Source organism: Staphylococcus kloosii, assembly GCF_032139365.1.
Taxonomy (GTDB): domain Bacteria; phylum Bacillota; class Bacilli; order Staphylococcales; family Staphylococcaceae; genus Staphylococcus; species Staphylococcus kloosii_A.
The window spans coordinates 10,023-31,618 of record NZ_JAVTDB010000070.1 but is presented as its reverse complement, the minus strand read 5'-3'; the positions used below and the strand labels follow the sequence as shown (position 1 = coordinate 31,618).

18 protein-coding genes are annotated in these 21,596 nt (G+C 34.1%); 12 read left to right on the top strand and 6 right to left on the bottom strand.

Features of this window, described 5'->3' with window-relative positions; translation table 11 throughout:
* Positions 1-29 precede the first annotated feature (29 nt).
* Together RPL90_RS09225 and brnQ are read right to left on the bottom strand one after the other, a co-directional pair.
* The gene (locus tag RPL90_RS09225) at positions 30-404 is read right to left on the bottom strand and encodes an iron chaperone (protein WP_313548059.1); all 375 of its coding nucleotides are present in this window, start codon (positions 402-404) and stop codon (positions 30-32) included.
* A 115-nt stretch (positions 405-519) separates the two neighbouring features.
* Positions 520-1,833 (bottom strand): branched-chain amino acid transport system II carrier protein, encoded by a 1,314-nt coding sequence (brnQ, locus tag RPL90_RS09220; RefSeq protein WP_313548058.1) that lies wholly within the window; start codon positions 1,831-1,833, stop codon positions 520-522.
* Positions 1,834-2,165: 332 nt separating this feature from the next.
* Here brnQ and RPL90_RS09215 point away from each other — a divergent pair, with 332 nt between their 5' ends.
* From RPL90_RS09215 to RPL90_RS09180, 8 genes are all read left to right on the top strand, one after another.
* Positions 2,166-3,497 carry a sodium-dependent transporter gene (locus RPL90_RS09215; protein WP_313548290.1) on the top strand — a complete coding sequence of 444 codons (1,332 nt, stop codon included), beginning with the start codon at positions 2,166-2,168 and terminating at the stop codon, positions 3,495-3,497.
* A gap of 353 nt (positions 3,498-3,850) precedes the next feature.
* Positions 3,851-6,112, top strand: coding sequence for a YSIRK-targeted triacylglycerol lipase (gene lip, locus RPL90_RS09210; protein ID WP_313548056.1), 2,262 nt, complete (start codon positions 3,851-3,853; stop codon positions 6,110-6,112).
* A gap of 182 nt (positions 6,113-6,294) precedes the next feature.
* The gene (locus RPL90_RS09205; protein ID WP_313548054.1) at positions 6,295-6,846 is read left to right on the top strand and encodes a GNAT family N-acetyltransferase; all 552 of its coding nucleotides are present in this window, start codon (positions 6,295-6,297) and stop codon (positions 6,844-6,846) included.
* Positions 6,847-6,849: 3 nt separating this feature from the next.
* The gene (locus RPL90_RS09200; RefSeq protein ID WP_313548052.1) at positions 6,850-7,317 is read left to right on the top strand and encodes a GNAT family N-acetyltransferase; all 468 of its coding nucleotides are present in this window, start codon (positions 6,850-6,852) and stop codon (positions 7,315-7,317) included.
* A gap of 189 nt (positions 7,318-7,506) precedes the next feature.
* A complete protein-coding gene (locus RPL90_RS09195) occupies positions 7,507-8,532 on the top strand; it encodes a methionine ABC transporter ATP-binding protein (RefSeq protein ID WP_313548050.1) in 1,026 nt (341 codons plus the stop codon).
* Position 8,533: 1 nt separating this feature from the next.
* Entirely contained in the window at positions 8,534-9,193 is a 660-nt protein-coding gene (locus RPL90_RS09190; protein WP_313548048.1) for a methionine ABC transporter permease, read from the top strand.
* A 20-nt stretch (positions 9,194-9,213) separates the two neighbouring features.
* Positions 9,214-10,053 carry a dipeptide ABC transporter glycylmethionine-binding lipoprotein gene (gmpC, locus tag RPL90_RS09185; protein ID WP_313548045.1) on the top strand — a complete coding sequence of 280 codons (840 nt, stop codon included), beginning with the start codon at positions 9,214-9,216 and terminating at the stop codon, positions 10,051-10,053.
* A 274-nt stretch (positions 10,054-10,327) separates the two neighbouring features.
* On the top strand, positions 10,328-11,308 hold the full coding sequence (locus tag RPL90_RS09180) for a LysM peptidoglycan-binding domain-containing protein (protein ID WP_313548043.1): 981 nt from the start codon (positions 10,328-10,330) through the stop codon (positions 11,306-11,308).
* 49 nt (positions 11,309-11,357) lie between these two features.
* Here the strand turns inward: RPL90_RS09180 and RPL90_RS09175 are convergent, their stop codons facing one another.
* On the bottom strand, positions 11,358-11,624 hold the full coding sequence (locus tag RPL90_RS09175; protein ID WP_313548041.1) for a hypothetical protein: 267 nt from the start codon (positions 11,622-11,624) through the stop codon (positions 11,358-11,360).
* Positions 11,625-11,795: 171 nt separating this feature from the next.
* Here RPL90_RS09175 and RPL90_RS09170 point away from each other — a divergent pair, with 171 nt between their 5' ends.
* The 3 genes from RPL90_RS09170 (at position 11,796) to RPL90_RS09160 (ending at position 14,023) form a co-directional block, all read left to right on the top strand.
* Positions 11,796-12,182: an NUDIX hydrolase gene (locus tag RPL90_RS09170; RefSeq protein ID WP_313548038.1), complete on the top strand. Its 387-nt coding sequence runs from the start codon at positions 11,796-11,798 to the stop codon at positions 12,180-12,182.
* Between the two features lie 9 nt (positions 12,183-12,191).
* The gene (locus RPL90_RS09165) at positions 12,192-12,659 is read left to right on the top strand and encodes a GNAT family N-acetyltransferase (RefSeq protein WP_313548286.1); all 468 of its coding nucleotides are present in this window, start codon (positions 12,192-12,194) and stop codon (positions 12,657-12,659) included.
* 98 nt (positions 12,660-12,757) lie between these two features.
* Positions 12,758-14,023: an ammonium transporter gene (locus tag RPL90_RS09160; RefSeq protein WP_313548035.1), complete on the top strand. Its 1,266-nt coding sequence runs from the start codon at positions 12,758-12,760 to the stop codon at positions 14,021-14,023.
* Positions 14,024-14,061: 38 nt separating this feature from the next.
* Here the strand turns inward: RPL90_RS09160 and RPL90_RS09155 are convergent, their stop codons facing one another.
* The 3 genes from RPL90_RS09155 to gltC all read right to left on the bottom strand — a co-directional run bounded on the left by RPL90_RS09155 (position 14,062) and on the right by gltC (position 16,940).
* A complete protein-coding gene (locus tag RPL90_RS09155; RefSeq protein ID WP_313548032.1) occupies positions 14,062-14,847 on the bottom strand; it encodes a YibE/F family protein in 786 nt (261 codons plus the stop codon).
* Positions 14,844-15,956: a YibE/F family protein gene (locus RPL90_RS09150; RefSeq protein WP_313548028.1), complete on the bottom strand. Its 1,113-nt coding sequence runs from the start codon at positions 15,954-15,956 to the stop codon at positions 14,844-14,846. Before RPL90_RS09150 ends, RPL90_RS09155 begins: the two co-directional genes overlap by 4 nt.
* Before the next feature lie 96 nt (positions 15,957-16,052).
* On the bottom strand, positions 16,053-16,940 hold the full coding sequence (gene gltC / locus RPL90_RS09145; RefSeq protein ID WP_313548025.1) for a glutamate biosynthesis transcriptional regulator GltC: 888 nt from the start codon (positions 16,938-16,940) through the stop codon (positions 16,053-16,055).
* Positions 16,941-17,082: 142 nt separating this feature from the next.
* Between gltC and gltB the strand changes: the two genes are divergently transcribed.
* Positions 17,083-21,579, top strand: coding sequence for a glutamate synthase large subunit (gene gltB, locus RPL90_RS09140; protein ID WP_313548021.1), 4,497 nt, complete (start codon positions 17,083-17,085; stop codon positions 21,577-21,579).
* Positions 21,580-21,596 lie beyond the last annotated feature (17 nt).

The following is a 21,596-nucleotide window of genomic DNA, read 5'->3' as shown; positions in this document are numbered from 1 at the left end:
AAATGAATGCCTAAATTATAAGCTAGATATTATTGTTTCACCCAAAAACTTGTATAATCTTTCTTTTCAGATATTTTGAAGTCTATGATCTCTTTCAGTAATTTATAATCTACTTCTTGTGTCCATAAAATACGGTATAAGTTTGCAGTTTGACTGTACCCAGCTTGTTCTATGTGATTATTAAATTGTTTTATCCCTGTTGCTTCGGGATTAACGGAAAAATGTTGTTTAGCACTACTAAATCCTATTATAAATGTACTATGGTGAGTGAACATTGGCTGATTCCATTTTATTGTAGTTTTTAGTTCTGGAAAATTTTCGTGAATCCAATTAAACATCGTTGTTAATTTACTTCTATGGTTATCGTTTTGTATCGTTTGTAAATAGTCACTAAATATTGCCATTTTTCATATCCTCCTTATCAGTAGTTCGAAAACTAATAACAATGGTTAGCAACAGTATATATTACTTATCCTATTTAAGCCGTTGAAATGTATCACTTTGTACTGTAAGTATGAATCAATTTTTAGCTGTACTTTTATGAAAGTTATTTCTTAGGAAATAATCTAATATTACGCCTATTATAGCTAAAATAATAAAAGGCAGCAGCCATGCCAATTGATAACTTGAAAATGGTAAAAGTTGATACAAGGCGCTAATGTTTTTACTCATATTAAAATCAGATAAAATTTGCAAAATTGATATAACTAAAGTAATAATTGTTGGAATAATAAAAGCATATTTTAACTCGAACTTGATAAATATACTGATAAAAGACATGAGTACTAAAACGATAGAAGTTGGATAAATAAATGTTAATAACGGTACTGCTATTTGTAAGATTAAATTTAAACCTAATATTGATACGATAAAGCCAAGTAATGAAAATAGTAAAACGAATTTTTTATATGAAATTTTAGGCAATTTTTTCATTGCAAATGCTGAGCAAGCATTAACTAAGCCAATACAAGTAGTTAGACAAGCAAGGATTACAATGACTCCGAAAACAAGATTGCCGGAAGGTCCAAATACGCGTAATGTATTATAAGTTAAAATATCAGTACCGTTTTTAAACCCGTGATGCATTGTTGTTGCACCTAAATAAGCTAATGAAAAATAAATTACTGCTAGCAGGATGGCAGAGATCAAACCAGCTTTGGCGACGCTAGCCATGAGTTGTTTGCGTTCTGAAATGCCATTTAATTTCAATGTTTGAACAATCACTACTGAAAATGCAAGGGCAGCAATTAAATCCATAGTGAAATAGCCTTTCAGAACACCTGAAACAACTGGCATATTTGCATACTCGCCGATAGGCTGTTTAATAGACGTTTCTGGATGAATAAAAACGAGTACACATAACAGTAAAATAATAAATATTAAGATAGGTGTTAAATATTTACCTAAATTATCGACAATTCTATTAGGATATAACGCAACAATGTACACTACAAAGAAAAATAACAATGAAAAGATAATGAGTGTCATATGATTATGTACGGGCAAAATATTTTTAGTCCCAATTTCATATGCTACATTGGCAGCACGTGGGATACCATATAAAGCGCCAATAGATAGGTAGACACATATTGCGAATACTAGACCGAATACCGGGTGTACTTTGCGTCCAATACTTTCTACTCCGCCATTCATGTAGGCGACTACGATAACTGTTAAATAGGGCATGATTATACCAGTGATAGCAAAGCCACACATTGCTAACCACATATGATTTTGGGCAGTATAACCTAACATTGGTGGGAAAATAAGGTTGCCCGCTCCAAAAAAGAATGAAAAAAGCATTAATCCTGAGATGATAATTATTTTATTCATGGGGATGTCTCCAACTATTTTTATAATTAATGTTCTAGAAAAATTAAATTTCTGCAAAACGCATATAGCATACCATAGTATTGTACAGAGTACAAAGAATTTTCTGATAACAAGGGGTCAATTGCACTAAAAAAGCACCTCGGCATAAATTCGTTTTATATTATGAATTCAACGAAAGTTTTTTATTTCGTTCTCAGAAAGTAGTTCACTATATTAAGAACTATGTTTTTTATGTGAATTAGTTTGTTTCTATTGAGTTCCATTGCTAGACATGATATATTATTTTCCGCACTAATTGAACGCTTTAACGCAATAAAGTTAGAAGGATGACGATTATGAAAAATCAATCGCAATGGAAAACATCGACAGGGTTTATTTTAGCCAGTGCAGGTTCTGCTATAGGACTAGGTGCAATGTGGAAATTTCCATATATGGCGGGCGTATATGGTGGCGGCGCCTTTTTACTTATGTTTTTAATTTTTACGCTACTCGTAGGCTTACCGCTATTAATTATGGAATTTACAGTTGGTAAAATGGGAAAAACCTATACCACTAAAATATATGAAAAATTAACGGCTCGTAAATGGCTAAATATTATTGGATGGAATGGTAATTTAGCTGTATTTATTTTATTTGCTTTTTACAGTGTTATTGGCGGATGGATTATCATTTATCTTTTTAAGGTGCTCATACAATTAATTACTTTTAATGATACCGCATTAAGTAAAATTAACTTTGATCACATCATTACTAATCCATGGCTGACTATTTTGGGCCAAGGTGTATTTATCTTTTTAACAATGATTATTGTTATGTTAGGTGTAGAACAAGGATTAGAAAAAGCATCAAAATTTATGATGCCTTTATTATTTATATGTTTAATTATTATCGTCATTAAATCACTTTCGTTAGATGGTGCAATGGCAGGCGTGCGTTATATATTGGAGCCACGTTTAGATGATATATCTGTGAAAGGTATCTTATTTGCGTTAGGGCAATCATTCTTCACACTATCGTTAGGAACAACGGGTATGATTACTTATGCAAGTTATGCTTCTAAAGAAATGACTATAAAAACTTCTGCCATTTCAATCGTTATTATGAACATTTTGGTGTCAGTATTAGCGGGGCTTGCTATTTTTCCGGCTATTTCTGCTTTCGGTTATAAGCCAACTGAAGGACCAGGACTATTGTTTAAAGTGCTACCTAGTGTCTTTGAACAAATGTCTTTCGGTACGTTTATTTATTTTGTATTTTTAATTTTATTCTTGTTTGCAGCACTCACTTCGTCTATTTCATTATTAGAATTGAACGTTTCAAACTTTACTAAGAATGATAATACGAAACGTAAAAAGGTTGCTGTCATAGGTAGCATATTAGTATTTGTATTAAGTATTCCTGCAACTTTATCGTTTGGCAGTCTGAGTCATATTCAATTCGGGGCCGGATCGATTTTTGATAATATGGACTTCCTTGTGTCTAATATCTTAATGCCATTAGGGGCATTAGGAACGACTTTAGTAGTGGGTCATTTGTTAAAGATAGAAGAACTTAAATCACATTTTGGGAGAGATAAATTTAAATTTTTCATACCATGGTATTTATTAATTAAATTTGTATTACCTGTAGTTATTGTTGTTATCTTTATCGTCCAATTTTTCTAAATAATTAAGCTGCTTTGTGGTGAATTCACCACAAAGCTTTTTTATAAAAAATATATTTTCCAAAATTAAATTGTACTTAACTGTTGACCTGAATAAAAACTTATAGTAAAGTTTTGTTACATTTTATTCTATATAAATATTTATATAGAATATTTTTTAACATCTTAGTGTAAGCGGTTGCAATATTGCGACGCATCATATTTCACGAATATTGTGATAACGATCAAATTAAAATAATAAGGAGCGTGCTAAATCAAATAAAATTGCTGAGCTTTATATTTTGATTTTCCATTGAGACAAAGTGATGAAAATTTGAATTTCGTAGAAAAAAACTGTTTATAGAGGTGTTAGAAATGGAAGAAAAACAACAAAAGTATAGTATAAGAAAATTTAGTGTAGGTGTATCGTCAATTGTTATTGCGTCTTTATTTTTTTTAGGAGCTGGTACGGCGTCTGCTGAAGAATCACAGCACACTGTTCAAGGGAACGGCGACAAGACGGAGACTACTTCTCAAGACCAAAATAACCGTCCAAAAGTTGATGAAGGTCAACAAAGTAATGCAGATGACACGACTGCTCAAAATAAAATGAGCGAAACGAATACAAGTAATTCAACAGATGTAGCAAATAAACATAAGGAACAAACTAAACAAGTTCAACAGAATAGTGAATCGCAAGCGAATGATAATAAATCAACTGATGACCAGAAAAAAGAATTTGATAAAGCATCTTCGCAACAAGAAACAAAACAGGATGCTCAAAAAGCAGAGGTATCAAAACAACAACAGTCTCAACAACATCAATCCGACAATAGTGAAGATAACTTAACAAAAGAGCAAATAAATGATAATGATACAAAAGAGCAGATGACAAATAAAGTTACCCAAAGTGAAGATAGTCAATCTACTGATAAAGAACAACAACAAACTACTAAAAATAATGATAACGTAGGCGAAAGTAAAAACACGGCAGGAATAGCCTTACATAATAATGAAAATGATAAATCAAATGATACAAAAGAACCGTCAAATAAACAACAAAGTATCGAAAACGAACAAGAGTTAAACAATAAGGCTAATGAATTAAACGCGACATCACAAGAAAATACTAAAAACAAGCAAGATACGATAGACGAGCAAGCAAAAACTTCAATACAACAAGACAATGCAACATCTCTTAAGACATCAAATGACAATAAAATAGATAACCCAAGTGAGAATGAGGATGAAAATAAAATAACTGAACATGACGACAGCGATAACACAGCCATTAATAACAAACAGGATAGTGCGTCTTTCGATAGCTTAGAAAATTTAGCCGATAACAAGGCAGCGAATAGTAAAGATGACAAGACACCGACAGACGGTATCACATCTTTAAAAAATAACGCCGTTGCTACGACAAATACCAAAACGGCACAACGTGAATCAGAAAATGTAACAGACCAACCGTCCAAAAAAGCTAAACAAGGAGAATATAAAAATCAGGATCCAATTATTTTAGTGCATGGCTTTAATGGCTTCACAGATGATAAAAACCCTGTCGTTTTATCTCATTACTGGGGCGGAGATAAATTAAATATTACTCAAGACTTAGAACAAAATGGTTATCAAGCATATGAGGCAAGTATCGGTGCATTAAGTAGTAATTACGACAGAGCAGTGGAACTTTATTACTATATTAAAGGTGGTCGTGTCGATTATGGCGCAGCACATGCTGCTAAATATGGTCATGAACGATATGGTAATACGTACGAAGGTGTTTATAAAGATTGGCAACCAGGTCAAAAAGTACATTTAGTTGGGCACAGCATGGGTGGTCAAACTGTACGCCAATTAGAAGAATTACTAAGAAATGGTAACCAAGAGGAAATCGATTATCAAAAAGAACATGGTGGTACAATTTCGCCATTATACCAAGGTGGTCATGATAATATGATTTCTTCGATTACGACTCTAGGTACACCACATAATGGCACCCATGCTGCAGATGAAGTAGGTAATGAAGCGATTGTACGTCAAGCAGTATATGATTTTGTAAAATTAAGAAGTAATAAAATTACAAATGTTAATTTCGGCTTGGATCAATGGGGACTTAAACAACGTCCAGATGAAAACTTTATAGAATATGCAAAACGTGTTAAAGAAACGAGCAAGGTGTGGACGACTAAAGATAATGGCTTATATGATTTAACAAGGGAAGGTGCGACAGAATTAAATCGTCATACATCGATCAACCCTAATATTGTATATAAAACTTATACAGGAGAAGCGACACATGAGACATTATTAGGCAAACAAAGGGCTGATTTGAATTTATTCTTACCATTCGCATTAACATCCAATGTCATAGGTAAAGCTAAAGAAAATGACTGGCGCGAAAATGACGGTCTTGTTTCTGTCGTTTCCTCGCAACATCCGTTCAATCAACCTTATACTAATGCGACTGACACAGTACAAAAAGGTGTATGGCAAGTTACACCTGTACGTCATGGCTGGGATCACGTCGACTTTGTGGGGCAAGATACTTTGGATGCAACACATAGTAGAAAAGAATTACAAGACTTTTGGCATGATTTAGCTGCAGACCTTGTTCGTGATGAACAAGTAACGTGATTAATTATATTATTTTGAATAAGGAGGCTATACTATGACTGGAGATATTGTAGAATTATTAGGGTCATTATTTAGAGTGTTAAAGTCAATATTTGCATAAGTTATATTGCAACCTGATTATATAATCAGGTTGTTTTTATATGCGCAATTATTTTATGATTATCAAAAAGCGGGGTGAATAAATGGAATTTTCACATGGAGAATTAGTACCTATATATGACGCTATTTTAGATGCTTTGTATTATTGGAAATATGAGGAAAAGCATCAAGAGGCAAAACGATGGAATGGTCCTTACATAAAAGAACAGTATATTTCAAAAGATAACTTTAAGAAAGAAGCAAAACGAAACCGCTATATATCTGATAAGGTAGAACGAATGTTAGCGATAGTTGTAGATGAAAAGTGCATAGGTTCAGTGAGTGCTTATTGGGTATCTAGAGAAACAAACTGGTTAGAAATAGGTATCGTTATTTATGATAAACAATATTGGGGATATGGAATGGGCGCAGAAGTATTTCAACAATGGATAGACTATTTATTCAATCAAAATTTTGTGCACCGTCTCGGAATAGCTACGTGGTCTGGTAATACGCGTATGATTGGATTAGCTAAACATACAGGAATGATTGAAGAAGCAAGGGTTAGACAAGCTAGACAAGTAGCAGGTACATATTATGATGCTATAAAAATGGGCATATTAAAAACTGAATGGTTAAACAAGGATAGGGGGTAAGCGATGAAATTAATTGAATATAACACAGCATATTATCATCAACTTGAAGATTATCAGTTGTCTGAAGCGCAACTTCAATTTACCGGCGCCCCTTTGGAAAATATATATCAGCAACAAGGGAAAAGAAATCATCCGCTGCTATTATTAAATGATTGTGATGAGATTGTTACTTATTTTGGACTGCAGGAAGAACATGAATATCACGAATATTACCCTAATCAACAAACATGTTTGATGCGTTCCTATTCAACTGATTTACGTCATTTGCGTAAAGGATATGGTAAAGCTTCTTTAACATTGCTACCAGATTTTATGCACGAAAACTATCCTGATATAGAAACTGTTATATTGGCAGTAAATGAAAAAAATCAAGCGGCGCAAAAATTATATAAATATGGTGGATTTATTGATAGTGGTCGTCGAGTGGCAGGTAAAAAAGGGGAGTTAATTATTATGGAACTTACTTTATAACGGTTGGGTACTGCAAAGTACTCAACCGTATTTATGTAGAATTTCATTATTAATGAAATAAGTAGTAATAGATTGAATAGAATAAATAAACATTCAAAAAAATCAGAAAATGGTGTTGACGCTATATAATGAATACCATATAATTCAAATAATCTTATCAGAATAATAAGGAATACGGAGGTGCTAGCGTTGATTGAGTTTCGCAATATTGACAAGACGTTTCATAAGAAAAAAGAAACCGTTCATGCATTGAAAGATGTCTCTTTTACTGTAGAACAGAATGACATATTTGGAGTGATTGGTTATAGTGGCGCTGGTAAAAGTACGCTCGTTCGATTGGTTAATCAATTGGAGAGAGCAACAAAAGGACAGGTCATTGTTGATGGACATGAACTGGATACATATAAAGAACAAGCGTTACGTACTGTGAAAAAACAAATAGGCATGATATTCCAACATTTTAATTTGTTAAATGCCAAGACGGTTTATAAAAATGTAGCAATGCCACTAATTTTAAGTAAAAAAAATAAATCGGAAATAAAACAAAAAGTTGAAGAAATGCTAGAGTTTGTTGGCTTAGCAGATAAAAAAGATCAGTATCCAGATGAGTTATCGGGTGGTCAAAAGCAACGTGTAGCAATCGCTCGAGCATTGGTCACTAATCCTAAAATATTGCTGTGTGACGAAGCTACAAGTGCATTGGATCCAGCAACAACGAGTTCAATTTTAGATTTGTTACAACGCGTTAATCAGACATTCGGTGTCACAATATTGATTATTACCCATGAAATGGGCGTAATACAGAAAATATGTAATAGGGTAGCAGTTATGGAAAGTGGTAGAGTAGTTGAATTAGGTAACGTTAAGCAAGTTTTCAGTCATCCTCAAACACAAACTGCTAAAAACTTTGTGTCGACAGTTATCACTACAGAACCTTCAAAAGAACTACAACAAACTTTTGATGATCGAGATGATGATAAATACCAAGACTATAAGTTGTTTTTAGATGCTACACAAATTAATCAACCTATTATTAATGAACTTACTCGACATTATCATTTAAATGTAAATATTTTATTTTCATCAATGTCTGCGATTCAAGATGAAACAGTGTGCTATTTATGGTTAAGAATAGAACGAGATAATAATTTTAACGAGCAAAGTATTAAACAATACTTTGATACTAAAGCCATATCATTTGAGGAGGTGCAATAATATGTTCGGATCAAGTATCGACAGTAGTCAATTATTTGAAGCATTATACCAGACGTTATATATGGTAACTGTATCTTTAATAATTGGTGCTATTATAGGGATTCCATTAGGAATATTACTTGTCATTACACGTAAAAATGGTGTTTGGCCAAAGGTCGTATTACATCAAATTTTAAACCCAATCATCAATATTTTGCGGTCTATACCTTTTATTATTTTATTAATAGCCATCGTGCCATTTACGAAATTATTAGTAGGAACATCAATAGGTACAACTGCGGCAATCGTACCGTTAACGGTATATGTTGCACCTTACATTGCACGTTTAGTAGAAAACTCTCTATTAGAAGTTGATGATGGTATTGTAGAAGCGGCTAAAGCTATGGGAGCTTCTCCTATTCAAATTATTTGGCATTTCTTATTGCCAGAAGCGCTTGGTTCATTAATATTAGCCATTACTACGGCAATTATTGGTTTAATTGGTGGCACTGCTATGGCCGGTGCGGTTGGTGGCGGTGGTATCGGTGATTTAGCGCTTGTCTATGGCTACCAACGATTTGATACATTGGTCATCATTATTACAGTAGTTGTGTTGGTTATTATTGTACAAATTATTCAATCGTTAGGAAATTATTTATCAAAAAAAATTAGAAGAAATTAATTATAAAGGGGACATGTGTAATGAAGAAATTATTATTTTTAGTAGTCGCGGCCTTGGTCGTTCTTGCTGCTTGTTCAGGTGGTAAAGAAAAAGTAACTGTAGGCGTTGCTTCAAATGATACTAAAGCATGGGAAAAAGTAAAGGAATTAGCAAAAGATAAAGATATTGATTTAGAAATTAAGCAATTCTCTGACTATAATGTGCCTAATAAAGCATTAAGTGATGGAGACATTGATATGAATGCATTCCAACATTTTGCTTTCTTAAACGAATATAAAAAGTCGCATAAAAATGCTAAGATTTCTGCTGCTAGTACGACGGTTCTAGCGCCACTTGGTATTTATTCTGATAAAATCAAGGACATTAAAAACGTGAAAGAAGGAGCTAAAGTAATCGTACCTAATGATGTATCTAACCAAGCGCGCTCATTGAAATTATTAGAAGCTGCTGGGTTGATAAAATTAGACAAAGACTTTGGTTTAACAGGTTCAATTAAAGATATAAAAGACAATCCGAAGAAGTTGAAAATAAAAGCAGTAGACGCGCAACAAACGGCGCGTGCGTTATCTGATGTTGATTTATCAGTAATTAATAATGGTGTCGCGTCAAAAGCAGGACTAGATCCGAAAAAAGACCCATTATTCCAAGAGAAAACAACATCTAAAGCTGTTGAACCGTACATAAACGTAATTGCAATAAATGATAAAGACAAAGACAACAAAACTTATAAAGAAATAATTAAGTTATATCATTCTAAAGAAGCACAAAAAGCACTTAAAGAAGATACGAAAGATGGCGAAAAATCAGTCGATTTATCTCAACAAGAAATCAAAGAAATCGAACAGAGATTAGCAAAATAATATATATTAAGAGTGGAGGGTTACCCTTCACTCTTTTTATGTATTTAATTAAGAGTCTAATATGAACAATCCGTATAGTTATATAATAGGACTAATTTCGAACAAGTATAAAATTGTTTAACCCAATAAAAAAAGAAATTATTTTTTTAACTTTGCAAACCATTGTAATGATAATGTCATATAAATAATACACTAATGTCAAAATTAAAGTTGTATAATATAGGAGTGAGTAAAAAGTGAATCGTGAAATATACGAGTTTGGGAGGATTGAATCGTGCATAAAAAAATTATAGCAACTATTTTTGGGACTAGTGCACTAGCTACTGTAGCAGCAACTAATGCGAATGCCGCTACTACTTATAAAGTGAAAAGTGGTGACTCTTTATGGTCAATCGCAGAAAAATATAAAATATCAGTAAGTAAATTAAAATCATTAAACAAATTGTCTTCAAATGTAATATTTCCAAATCAGGTACTTACTGTTTCAGGTACTACAAGTACAAAAAGTACAACAACAGCGACAGCTAAAACATACACAGTAAAATCAGGAGATTCGTTATCTGCAGTTGCGTCAAAATACGGTACTACTTATCAAAAATTAATGTCACTTAATGGTTTGAAAAATACAATTATTTACCCGGGGCAAAAGTTAAAAGTATCTGGTACTGCAGTAAAAACAACTACGAATACACCTGCAAAGACTACAAGTACAGCGAGTACTTCTACATATACAGTTAAATCAGGGGATACTTTATCAGTGATTGCATCTAAATATGGTACAACATACCAAAAAATCCAATCACTCAATGGCTTATCTAATTTTATTATTTATCCAGGGCAAAAATTAAAAGTTCCTGGTACTAGTACAACTACTAAAACTGGAGCGGCTACTGCTTCATCTGGTTATAAAACGCCTATATTCAATCATGCTAATTTATATGATTGGGGACAATGTACATGGCATGTTTTCAATAGACGTGCTGAAGTTGGTAAAGGTATTAGTACATATTGGTGGAATGCAAACAATTGGGACACAGCTGCTGCACAAGATGGTTATACAGTAGATCATCGTGCTACAGTAGGTTCAATTCTGCAATCGGATGCTGGTTACTATGGACATGTGGCATTCGTTGAACGTGTTAATAGCGATGGAAGTATTTATATTTCAGAAATGAACTACGGCGCTGCACCAGGAATTAAAACATTTAGAACAATTCCTGCAACACAAGTATCTAGTTACAAATTTATTCACTAAAATTATTAAAAAGCAGTTTACTTAGCTTAATGCTAAGTAAACTGCTTTTTTAATCGTTACGTAAAGATTTTATACGTTTAGCCGTAGTTATTATTGTGCTAGCAAAAGTAAATGTTGAAAATACTTTTGCGAATTTTTTAGGAGACTTTAAAGCTGTATAAAAGTCTAAAGTAGCACCTATTGTAGATATAGCCATGCTAGCGTATAATAACTTTTTATTTCTAGAATGATAAGCATACCAGTTGAAACCATCAATCGCGATGCCAGCAAAGTTTACGGCGTTTGATATGCGATTAATGTTATTTTTTATAGCCATTGCGTTCTAACCTCCTGAAAATACTGTGTGTTAATATTTAAAGAGTGTATGAATATTAGTTTGATCGTAGATACATATTAAATAGTAACGAGACATCTCGTTTTTACAAGACAATATGATAACATAACTGATAACGGTGTAAAAATAATTGAGATATAAGCGAGGGATACAATGATAACTTGTGTATGTTTAGTAGTGGAAAACAATAATGACCTATTACTCGTTCAGGCTAGAGATAGGGAAAAGTATTATTTTCCAGGAGGGAAAATTGAAGAAGGAGAAACTTTCAAACAAGCACTTATACGTGAGATAGATGAAGAATTGAATGTGTCACTCAATCCTGATAAATTAAGCTATATGAATACAGTAATCGGCGAAGCTTATCCGCAAAAAAATACGTTAACCAAACTGATTTGTTATCAAACTACAGAGGACATAGATTGGGAAAGTATTGGTTCATGCAGTGAGATTACGGACGTCAAATGGATAGCGAAATCAGAACCGTCATATATTGCACCTGCCGTATTAACGTGGATAGAGCAAGTTGCGAAAGCGTAGGTGGATACTATGAAATTTATAAAATACACAGCTTCATTATGGTACTATATTAAGAACTTCAATATTTCACAAAGTGATAGGCGTTTTACAAAGACGCCTGCAGAAAACATCCAATTAGCACAAAACAATGCGGAAAGATTTCCAACATTGGTCTTTAACGATAATCAGCAGTGTATTGCCTTTTTTACGCTGCATATCGGAGAAGGGATTAAACCTTATACAGATAATCCAAATGCTATTTTCTTTAGATCTTTTAGTGTAGATAACAATTTCAGAGGCGAGGGTGTAGGGAGAGCTGTAATTGAACATTTACCAACGTATATTGGTGATATTTATCCGACAATAGATGAAATTTATTTAACGGTAAATACCGATAATGAAGTTGCATTACAGCTATATAAGAAATGTGATTATTGTTATGTAGGTGATGCTTATTTAGAGGGAAAACCAGTTCATATTTTAAAATATTCTATATAGTCATGTCATGAAACATTACACATTATGTAACGTTTCATGACTGATTTTTGCTATTCGTTATACACCATTGTATTATCCCAAATAAAGGAGAGGATACAATGAGTGTTTATGATACATTATTCTTATTTTTGTGCACGCTGCTTGTCTGGTTAATGACGCCAGGTTTGAGCTTATTTTATGGTGGTTTAGTGCAATCGAAAAACGTTTTAAATACTGTAATGCAAAGTATGTCTGCAATTGTTATTGTGACATTCGCTTGGGTCATTGCTGGATTTTCTTTTAGTTTTGGCCAAGGGAATGCGCTCTTTGGAGATATTACATATTTAGGATTAAATCATGTTGGATTCGATGTTCAAAAAGATTTATCTCCGCATGTGCCTTTAGCCTTATTTATGTTATTCCAATTAATGTTTTGTACCATAGCAGTGTCAATTTTGTCTGGTTCCATAGCGGAGAAAATGAAATTCATCCCTTATTTAATATTTGTTTTTTTCTGGGTGTTGATCGTTTATAGTCCAGTGGCTCACTGGGTTTGGGGCGGTGGTTGGATTGATCGTATTGGTGCAATCGATTACGCCGGCGGAACAGTTGTACATATATCTTCAGGTGTGTCTGGATTAGTTTTAGCAGTCATGATAGGTGCCGGTAAAAACTTCGACAAACGACCGCCACATAATTTAGTTATTACGTTAATTGGAGGTATATTTGTTTGGTTAGGTTGGTATGGTTTTAACGTAGGAAGTGCTTATACTTTTGATTCAATAGCATTAACTTCATTCGTTAACACGGTATTAGCGGCAAGTGCGGGTGCATTGGGTTGGTCAATCGTAGAGTACGTTCAGAAAAGAACGGCAAGTCTTATAGGTATGCTATCAGGTATGTTAGCTGGTCTAGTAGCTATTACGCCTGCAGCAGGGTTCGTTAATTATGGGAGTGCAGTTATTATTGCCATAATCGGTGGTATATGTTGTTATTTTGCAATTAATTATATCAAAGTTAAAATGAAATATAATGATGCATTAGATGCCTTTGGCATTCATGGTATTGGTGGTGTAGTAGGAGCCGTTTTAACAGCGGTATTTCAATCTCATAGTGTAAATAGTTCTATTAGTGATGGTGTGATTTTTGGTGGTAATTTCATGGCATTAGTCGTACAAATTGTCGCTGTCGTTGTGACGATAGTGTTTAGTGGTGTAGTGACGTATTGTATCGCTAAAGTTATTAGTTTTGTAACTGAACTTGGTACTTCAGAAGTGGAAGAGGAAAAAGGTTTGGATAGTATAGTACATGGTGAAAATGCTTATTTTAATAGTGAAAATGCTTATTTTAATGGGGAATTAAACAAATTAAATAAACGTTATTAAGCGCAACAAAACCAAGATGCTAGCATCTTGGTTTTTGATTAATCATTATATTCTCCTGTGGGGTGGCTAGCGTGTTTGCTCGTTTTTATCATTTTTGCAGTTAGCCAAGCCGTAATCGGTATACTTATCGCCACTGCAATCCCGCCTAATATAATCGATACAAATTCTTGAACGAAAATTTTAGAATTAATAATATGACCGAATGAATAATTCAATTTAAAAAACCAAAAGAATAACGTTAATTGGCCACCAAAATAGGCGAGATAAATAGTGTTGGCAGAAGTGGCTAAAATTTCTCTGCCGACACGCATGCCAGAGTGGAACAAATCAGCTTGCGATAAATTATTATTCGTTTCATATAATTCATAAATAGGTGAACTTATTGTTATTGCTAAGTCAATTACGGCTGCGATCACTGCTAATAAAACAGTGAAAACCATAAATTTAACCATATCGACACCTATATTCATTGAAAACACATATGTTTCGTCTTGTTGTTCTGTCGCAAAGCCTTGTAAATGTCCTATAGAAACAGATAGGTAGATACCAGCGATTAAAATAATGGTTGTTAAGATTGTGGCGAAAAAGGCTGCTTTTGTTTTGACGTTGTAACTATTAAGTACGAATAAGTTGCAGGCAGCAACTGCAATACAAAAAATTACCGTTACGAAATAGATGGGTGCGCCTAAAACGATAAAAATGATAGCGAATAAAAGAATTATGAAATTTAAAAATAATGTTAAAAAGGAAACGAACCCTTTTTTGCCCCCAAATATAATCATCAATGCAAAGAGAATAATGGCTAAAATAGTTATTACGTTCATTGTTTCGCCCCTCTCAATTTATGAATAAATTGCATTAATAAGATGGTTAAAGGGATTGTTAAGACGATACCTATACCACCAGTAATAGCGCGCGCTACTTCTAATGACCAATTCATTGATAATGTATAAGTGATGGTATTGGCATTTTTAATATAGATTAATATCATTGGTAAACTACCTGACAAATAAGAGAATAATAATATGTTTGTCATCGTTCCCATGATGTCTTGACCAATGTTACGTCCTGCCAATGCCCAACGTGTCATTGCTATATTTGGGTTGCGACGTAATATTTCATACATACCACTGGCTATAGTAATTGCTACGTCCATTACAGCGCCTAAAGAACCAACGATCACTGAAGTTAAAAAGACTTCTTTAGGTGGAAGTGTTAAAAAACTCATTGTTTCAAATTTTAAGCCTTCTCCTCCAGTGAATGTGATGACGAGTTGTGTGATGCCGATACAAATAAAAGTGCCTAATAGTGTACTTACGATCGTTACTAACGTTCGCCAATGCCATCCGGTCACTAATAGCAATGTGCATGTTGTAGAAATAATAATTGCGATACTCATTAAGCCGAATAAATTAAAATCAGGCGCAACGTTATGGATTGCGATCGCTGATAGTACCGCAGCGGTATTTATGATTAATGATAAAATAGATTGTAAACCGACTTTTCTACCTACTAATAGGATGGTTAGTAAAAATATGCCAGTTACAACGACGACTAAACTATCTCGCTTTTTCTCCAAAATATAGCCGTCACTTGGTTTTTTATCTATGTGCATAAGTACTTTATTATGTTTAGTGAATTTCTCACTATCGGCTTGTGAAGCGACATATGAATTTTTAATTTTTGTTGTTTGGCCTTCGAACTTGCCGTTTAACATATGTATAGTTAGTACCTGTTGATGTTTTGTATCTGAATTATGATGTTCATCAGTTACATGAGATGTTTTGACATTTTGAACGTTAGTAATTTTTCCGATAGGCATATGATAGAATTTATCATTGACTAAAGTGAATAAAAATAAACCGATAAAAAAGACGCAAAAGATTAGAATAATCCAATTAAATGGACGCTTAAACTTTGATTTTAACTTCATGAATACTACTCCAAACCTACTTAATTTGACAACGTGATTATACGCCCGTATGAACAAGATTTCAAAAATTTATATTATAGATAGCTTGTTCTTATCTTAATGATAGGTTGATGCGCGACTTAGTAAATTGTCGATAGTTGTTTTTAATTCTTTAATGTCGTGTTTATGATTATCTTTGCGTAGGGCACAACAAATCGTACGTTTTAATTGAGTGTGCTCGAGAGAGATTTCAATCCATTGTTGATCATTTTTATCTAACATTTGATAAGAGGGTGCAATAATATAGCCTCTATTTTTAGTTAATAAATATTTGGCGATTTGTGTATGTGTAATCGTACGAACTGGTTTTTTAGTTTGTTGTTCTAATGTTTGTATGATATTTGAAGGCATACCGTGTAATTGATATATTTGTGTATTTGTAAATTGTGACAATGGCGGATTAGTTGCCATAGCTATAGGATTATCTTTCGGTACATAGATATGGTATGTTTCTTCGAATAATGGAATGATTTCTACGTCGTTATTGTGCTTTATGTCAGGTGTTAAATCCATAAGTGCAACATCGATTTGATTAGAGAATAAGGCATTAGCGATTTCAGTTTCTTCCATTAACATGGGTTCTATTTTTGTGTCGCTAGTATTTTCGAAAGTTTGGATGAGTAATGATAGTACTTGAGAGATATAACTGTTTACATAACCAAGTCTAATTGTAAAATTATCGAGTTCCGATTGATTATGGAATAATCGTATCGTTGACTCGGTCTGCTCTATAATTTTTTTAGCTTCTGTAAAAAGCGTTTGTCCTGCTTCTGTTAGATAGATGTTTCTACCTTGTCTTTTAAACAAAGTGATTTGTAACTCTTCTTCTAATTGAGTTATTTGTCTACTGATTGCTGATTGAGCGATATCTAATTCTAATGCTGCTTCAGAAATATGCTCACGTTTAGCAACTTCTATAAAATAACGTAATTGCTTAATTTCCAATGGATTTCACCCTTTCTCACACAATCATTCTAATAATTAGAATGATATCATCTATTTTATATATTGAACAGAATAATAAGCTGATATATAGTATAACCTATTCATAAAATATTCTGAATTTTTCGTAAAAGGGGTGAACATCATGCTCAAAAATGGCACGAGATTAGGCTTATATGATAGTCGAGAAGAACATGATGCTTGTGGTATCGGGTTTTATGCCAATATGAATAATAAACGTACGCATGATATTGTGTTGAAATCGTTGGAAATGCTACGGAGATTAGATCATCGTGGGGGAATTGGAGCTGACGGTGTAACAGGTGATGGTGCAGGTATTATGACTGAAATACCATTTGAATATTTTGCTAAACATGTCGATTTCGACCTACCAACCGAAGGGCAATATGCCGTTGGGTTATTTTTTACTAATGAGAAAATTGCTGGGTCTAAACATGAAAGCCCATTTAACGCGTTCTTTGAAGGCGAAGGGCTAGAAGTATTAGGTTACAGAGATGTGCCTGTAGATACTGACGCAATCGCACCTCACGTGGCGAAAACGATGCCTCACATTCAACAAGTGTTTGTAAGTTTAAATGATGTTGCACACAAAGAAAAAGCGCTTTATTTAGCGCGTAAACAATTAGAACATTATGGTAATGATCAAGAACTAGAGTTGTATTTTACTAGTCTTTCACATAAAACAATCGTTTATAAAGGTTGGTTGAGATCTGACCAAATCAAATCATTATATAAAGACCTATCACATGAATCATACGTTTCTAAATTAGGCCTAGTACATTCACGTTTTAGTACTAATACATTCCCTAGTTGGAAACGTGCGCATCCAAATAGACTATTGATGCATAACGGTGAGATTAATACTATCAAAGGTAATGTTAATTGGATGCGTGCACGTCAAGAGCGCTTAGTCAATACTGTATTTGGAAGAGACAAACATAAAATACATGAAATTGTCGACGAAGACGGTAGTGACTCCGCAATCGTAGATAATGCATTAGAATTTTTATCGCTTTCGATGGAACCAGAGAGAGCAGCAATGTTGTTAATTCCAGAGCCTTGGTTATACAACAAATCCAATGATGCTAACGTACGTGCATTCTATGAATATTACAGTTATTTAATGGAACCGTGGGATGGTCCTACAATGATTTCGTTTTGTAACGGAGATAAAATCGGTGCACTCACTGACCGTAATGGATTAAGACCGGGCCGTTATACAATTACAAAAGATAATTACATTGTTTTCTCTTCAGAAGTCGGTGTTATTGATGTACCAGAAGAAAATGTCGTATATAAAGGTCAATTGAACCCTGGTAAATTGCTATTAGTAGATTTTAATGAAAACAAAGTTATCGAGAACAATGAGTTGAAATCACATATTGCAGACGAATTACCATATGAAAGTTGGTTAAGCCAATTTAAAGTAGATTTAGATCTACTTAACATTTCTTATAAATCATCAAATTGGGATGAAGAGACATTAACACGTCTACAAAAGCAATTTGTTTATACGAAAGAAGAGATGGACAAGTATATGACTGAACTTGTCGAAAGTAAAAAAGATCCGATAGGTGCTATGGGGTATGATGTGCCGATTGCTGCTCTTAATGAAGAAGATGAATCACTATTTAATTATTTTAAACAACTTTTTGCACAAGTTACCAACCCACCAATTGATGCGTATCGTGAAAAAATAGTGACGAGTGAGTTATCTTATTTAGGTAGTGAAGGTAATTTGTTAAATCCTACAGAAGACGCCTTAAATCGTATCCAATTATCCAAACCAGTACTAACTGAAGCGCAGTTAGAAACGATAGAAGCAAGTCGTTTTAATGTGAAACGATTATCTACCGTTTATAACAAAGGGCTAGAAGAAGCACTCGAAGAACTTGGTGATGATGCGATAGCAGCTGTTAAAAATGGTAGTGAAATTATCGTACTAGATGATAGCTTTTTAGTATCACAAAATGGCTATGCAATTCCAACGCTATTAGCGGTCAGTCATATTCATCAATTATTAATTCGCAAAAACTTACGTATGGATACAAGTATAATTGCGTTATCGGGTGAAACACGAGAAGTACATCATGTTGCGTGTCTATTAGGATATGGCGCAAATGCCGTTATTCCATATTTAGCGCAACGTACGATTGAACAATTGACTCTCAATGGCCGTATTGAAGGTGAAATTGAAGAGACGGTTCAAACGTATACGGACACTTTGTCCGAAGGTGTTATTAAAGTCATGGCTAAAATGGGTATTTCTACAGTTCAAAGTTATCAAGGGGCACAAATCTTTGAAGCGGTAGGATTAGCTCACGAAGTCGTTGATAAATACTTTACTGGTACTAAGTCTAAATTGTCTGGTATCACATTAGAATTAATTGATAAAGAAAATAAAGCAAGACAAAGTAAGTTAAGTAAGTACATTCAACCAGGTAGTACATTCCAATGGCGTAAACAAGGTCAGTATCATGCGTTTAATCCGACTTCTATTCATTTATTACAACATGCATGTCGACTAAATGATTATGAACAATTTAAAGCATTTTCAAATGAAGTAAATACTAAACGTACAGACCACATACGTCATTTAATGGAATTTAAAAAGCAAACGCCAATTAGTATAGATGAAGTAGAACCTGCAAGTGAAATCGTACATCGATTTAATACGGGGGCGATGAGTTACGGTTCTATCTCTGCAGAAGCACACTCTACACTAGCCGAAGCGATGAATAAAATAGGCGGTAAGAGTAATAGTGGTGAAGGTGGCGAAGACCCTAAACGTTATATTATTGATGAAGAGGGTCGCAATCATTCAAGCGCTATTAAACAAGTAGCTTCTGGACGTTTTGGGGTAACGAGTGATTACCTTCAACATGCTAAAGAAATTCAAATTAAAGTTGCGCAAGGCGCTAAACCAGGGGAAGGCGGACAATTACCAGGTAGTAAAGTATATCCGTGGATTGCCGAAGTAAGGGGATCTACACCAGGTATTGGTTTAATTTCACCACCGCCACATCATGATATTTATTCAATTGAAGATTTAGCACAATTGATTCATGATTTAAAAAATGCAAACAAAGAAGCGAATATTACAGTGAAACTTGTATCAAAAACAGGTGTCGGTACCATTGCATCAGGTGTGGCTAAAGCATTTGCAGACAAAATCGTCATCAGTGGCTATGACGGTGGTACAGGAGCTTCACCCAAAACGAGTATTCAACATGCTGGAGTGCCATGGGAAGTAGGCTTAGCCGAAACACATCAAACATTGATGATGAATGATTTACGTTCACGTGTGAAAGTCGAAACAGATGGTAAATTACTAACTGGTAAAGACGTTGCATATGCGTGTGCACTTGGTGCTGAAGAGTTCGGTTTTGCTACTGCACCACTCGTAGTATTAGGTTGTATTATGATGCGTGTGTGTCATAAAGATACTTGTCCGGTAGGTATTGCTACGCAAAACCAAGATTTACGTGCTTTATTTAATGGTAGAGCCGATCATGTAGTTAACTTTATGCATTTTGTAGCAGAAGAGTTGCGTGAAATCTTGGCAGAGTTAGGATTAAAATCTGTAGATGAATTAGTTGGTAGAACAGATTTATTACAACGAGCGCCACATCTGAAAGATCGTCCAAAAGCAAATACGATGGACGTCGAAGCGTTACTCTATAAACATGACGGTGATCGTTTTAACAACATTGAACAAAACCACCATCTTAAAGAAGGTTTCGATTTAAATTATTTATATCCAGATGCGAAAGAAGCACTTGAACAGGGTAAAGCCTTTAAAGGTGAATATACGATTAATAATGAACAACGTGATGTTGGTGTGATTACAGGCAGTGCAATTACACGTGCGCATGGCCCGGAAGGATTACCTGAAGATACGATTTTCGCATACACACAAGGACATGCAGGTCAAAGTATAGCTGCTTACACGCCTAATGGATTAACTATTCATCATACTGGCGATGCGAATGACTATGTTGGTAAGGGGTTATCCGGAGGTAAAATTATTATCAATGCGCCAAATGAAACACGTGAAGATGAAATTATTGTCGGTAACGTTTGTTTCTATGGTGCTTCTCAAGGTAAAGCGTTTATTAACGGTCGTGCAGGTGAAAGATTCTGTATACGTAACAGTGGTGTCCAAGTAGTCGTTGAGGGTATTGGCGACCATGGCCTGGAATATATGACTGGTGGACGTGTACTCATACTTGGCGATGTTGGTAAAAACTTCGGTCAAGGCATGAGTGGTGGTGTAAGTTATATCTTCCCATCGGATGTAGAACAATTTAAAGAAGTGAACAAGCTAGATACTTTAGATTTTGATCGTGTAACAGTTAAAGAAGAACGTAACGTAATTAAAGAAATGTTAGAAGAACACGTTAAATATACAAATAGTAAAAAAGCAATTGAGGTACTCAATGACTTTGATAATATAGCTGATAAAGTAGTCAAAGTGATTCCGAAAGATTTCAAATTAATGATGCAAAAAATCGATATTCAAAAACGTGAGACACCTCAATTAGATGAAGCGTTACTTAATGCATTTAACGATAAACGCACTCATTTAGAGCCAGATCAACAATTAACGGCTGTATATTAATCATTAAGGGGGGATTT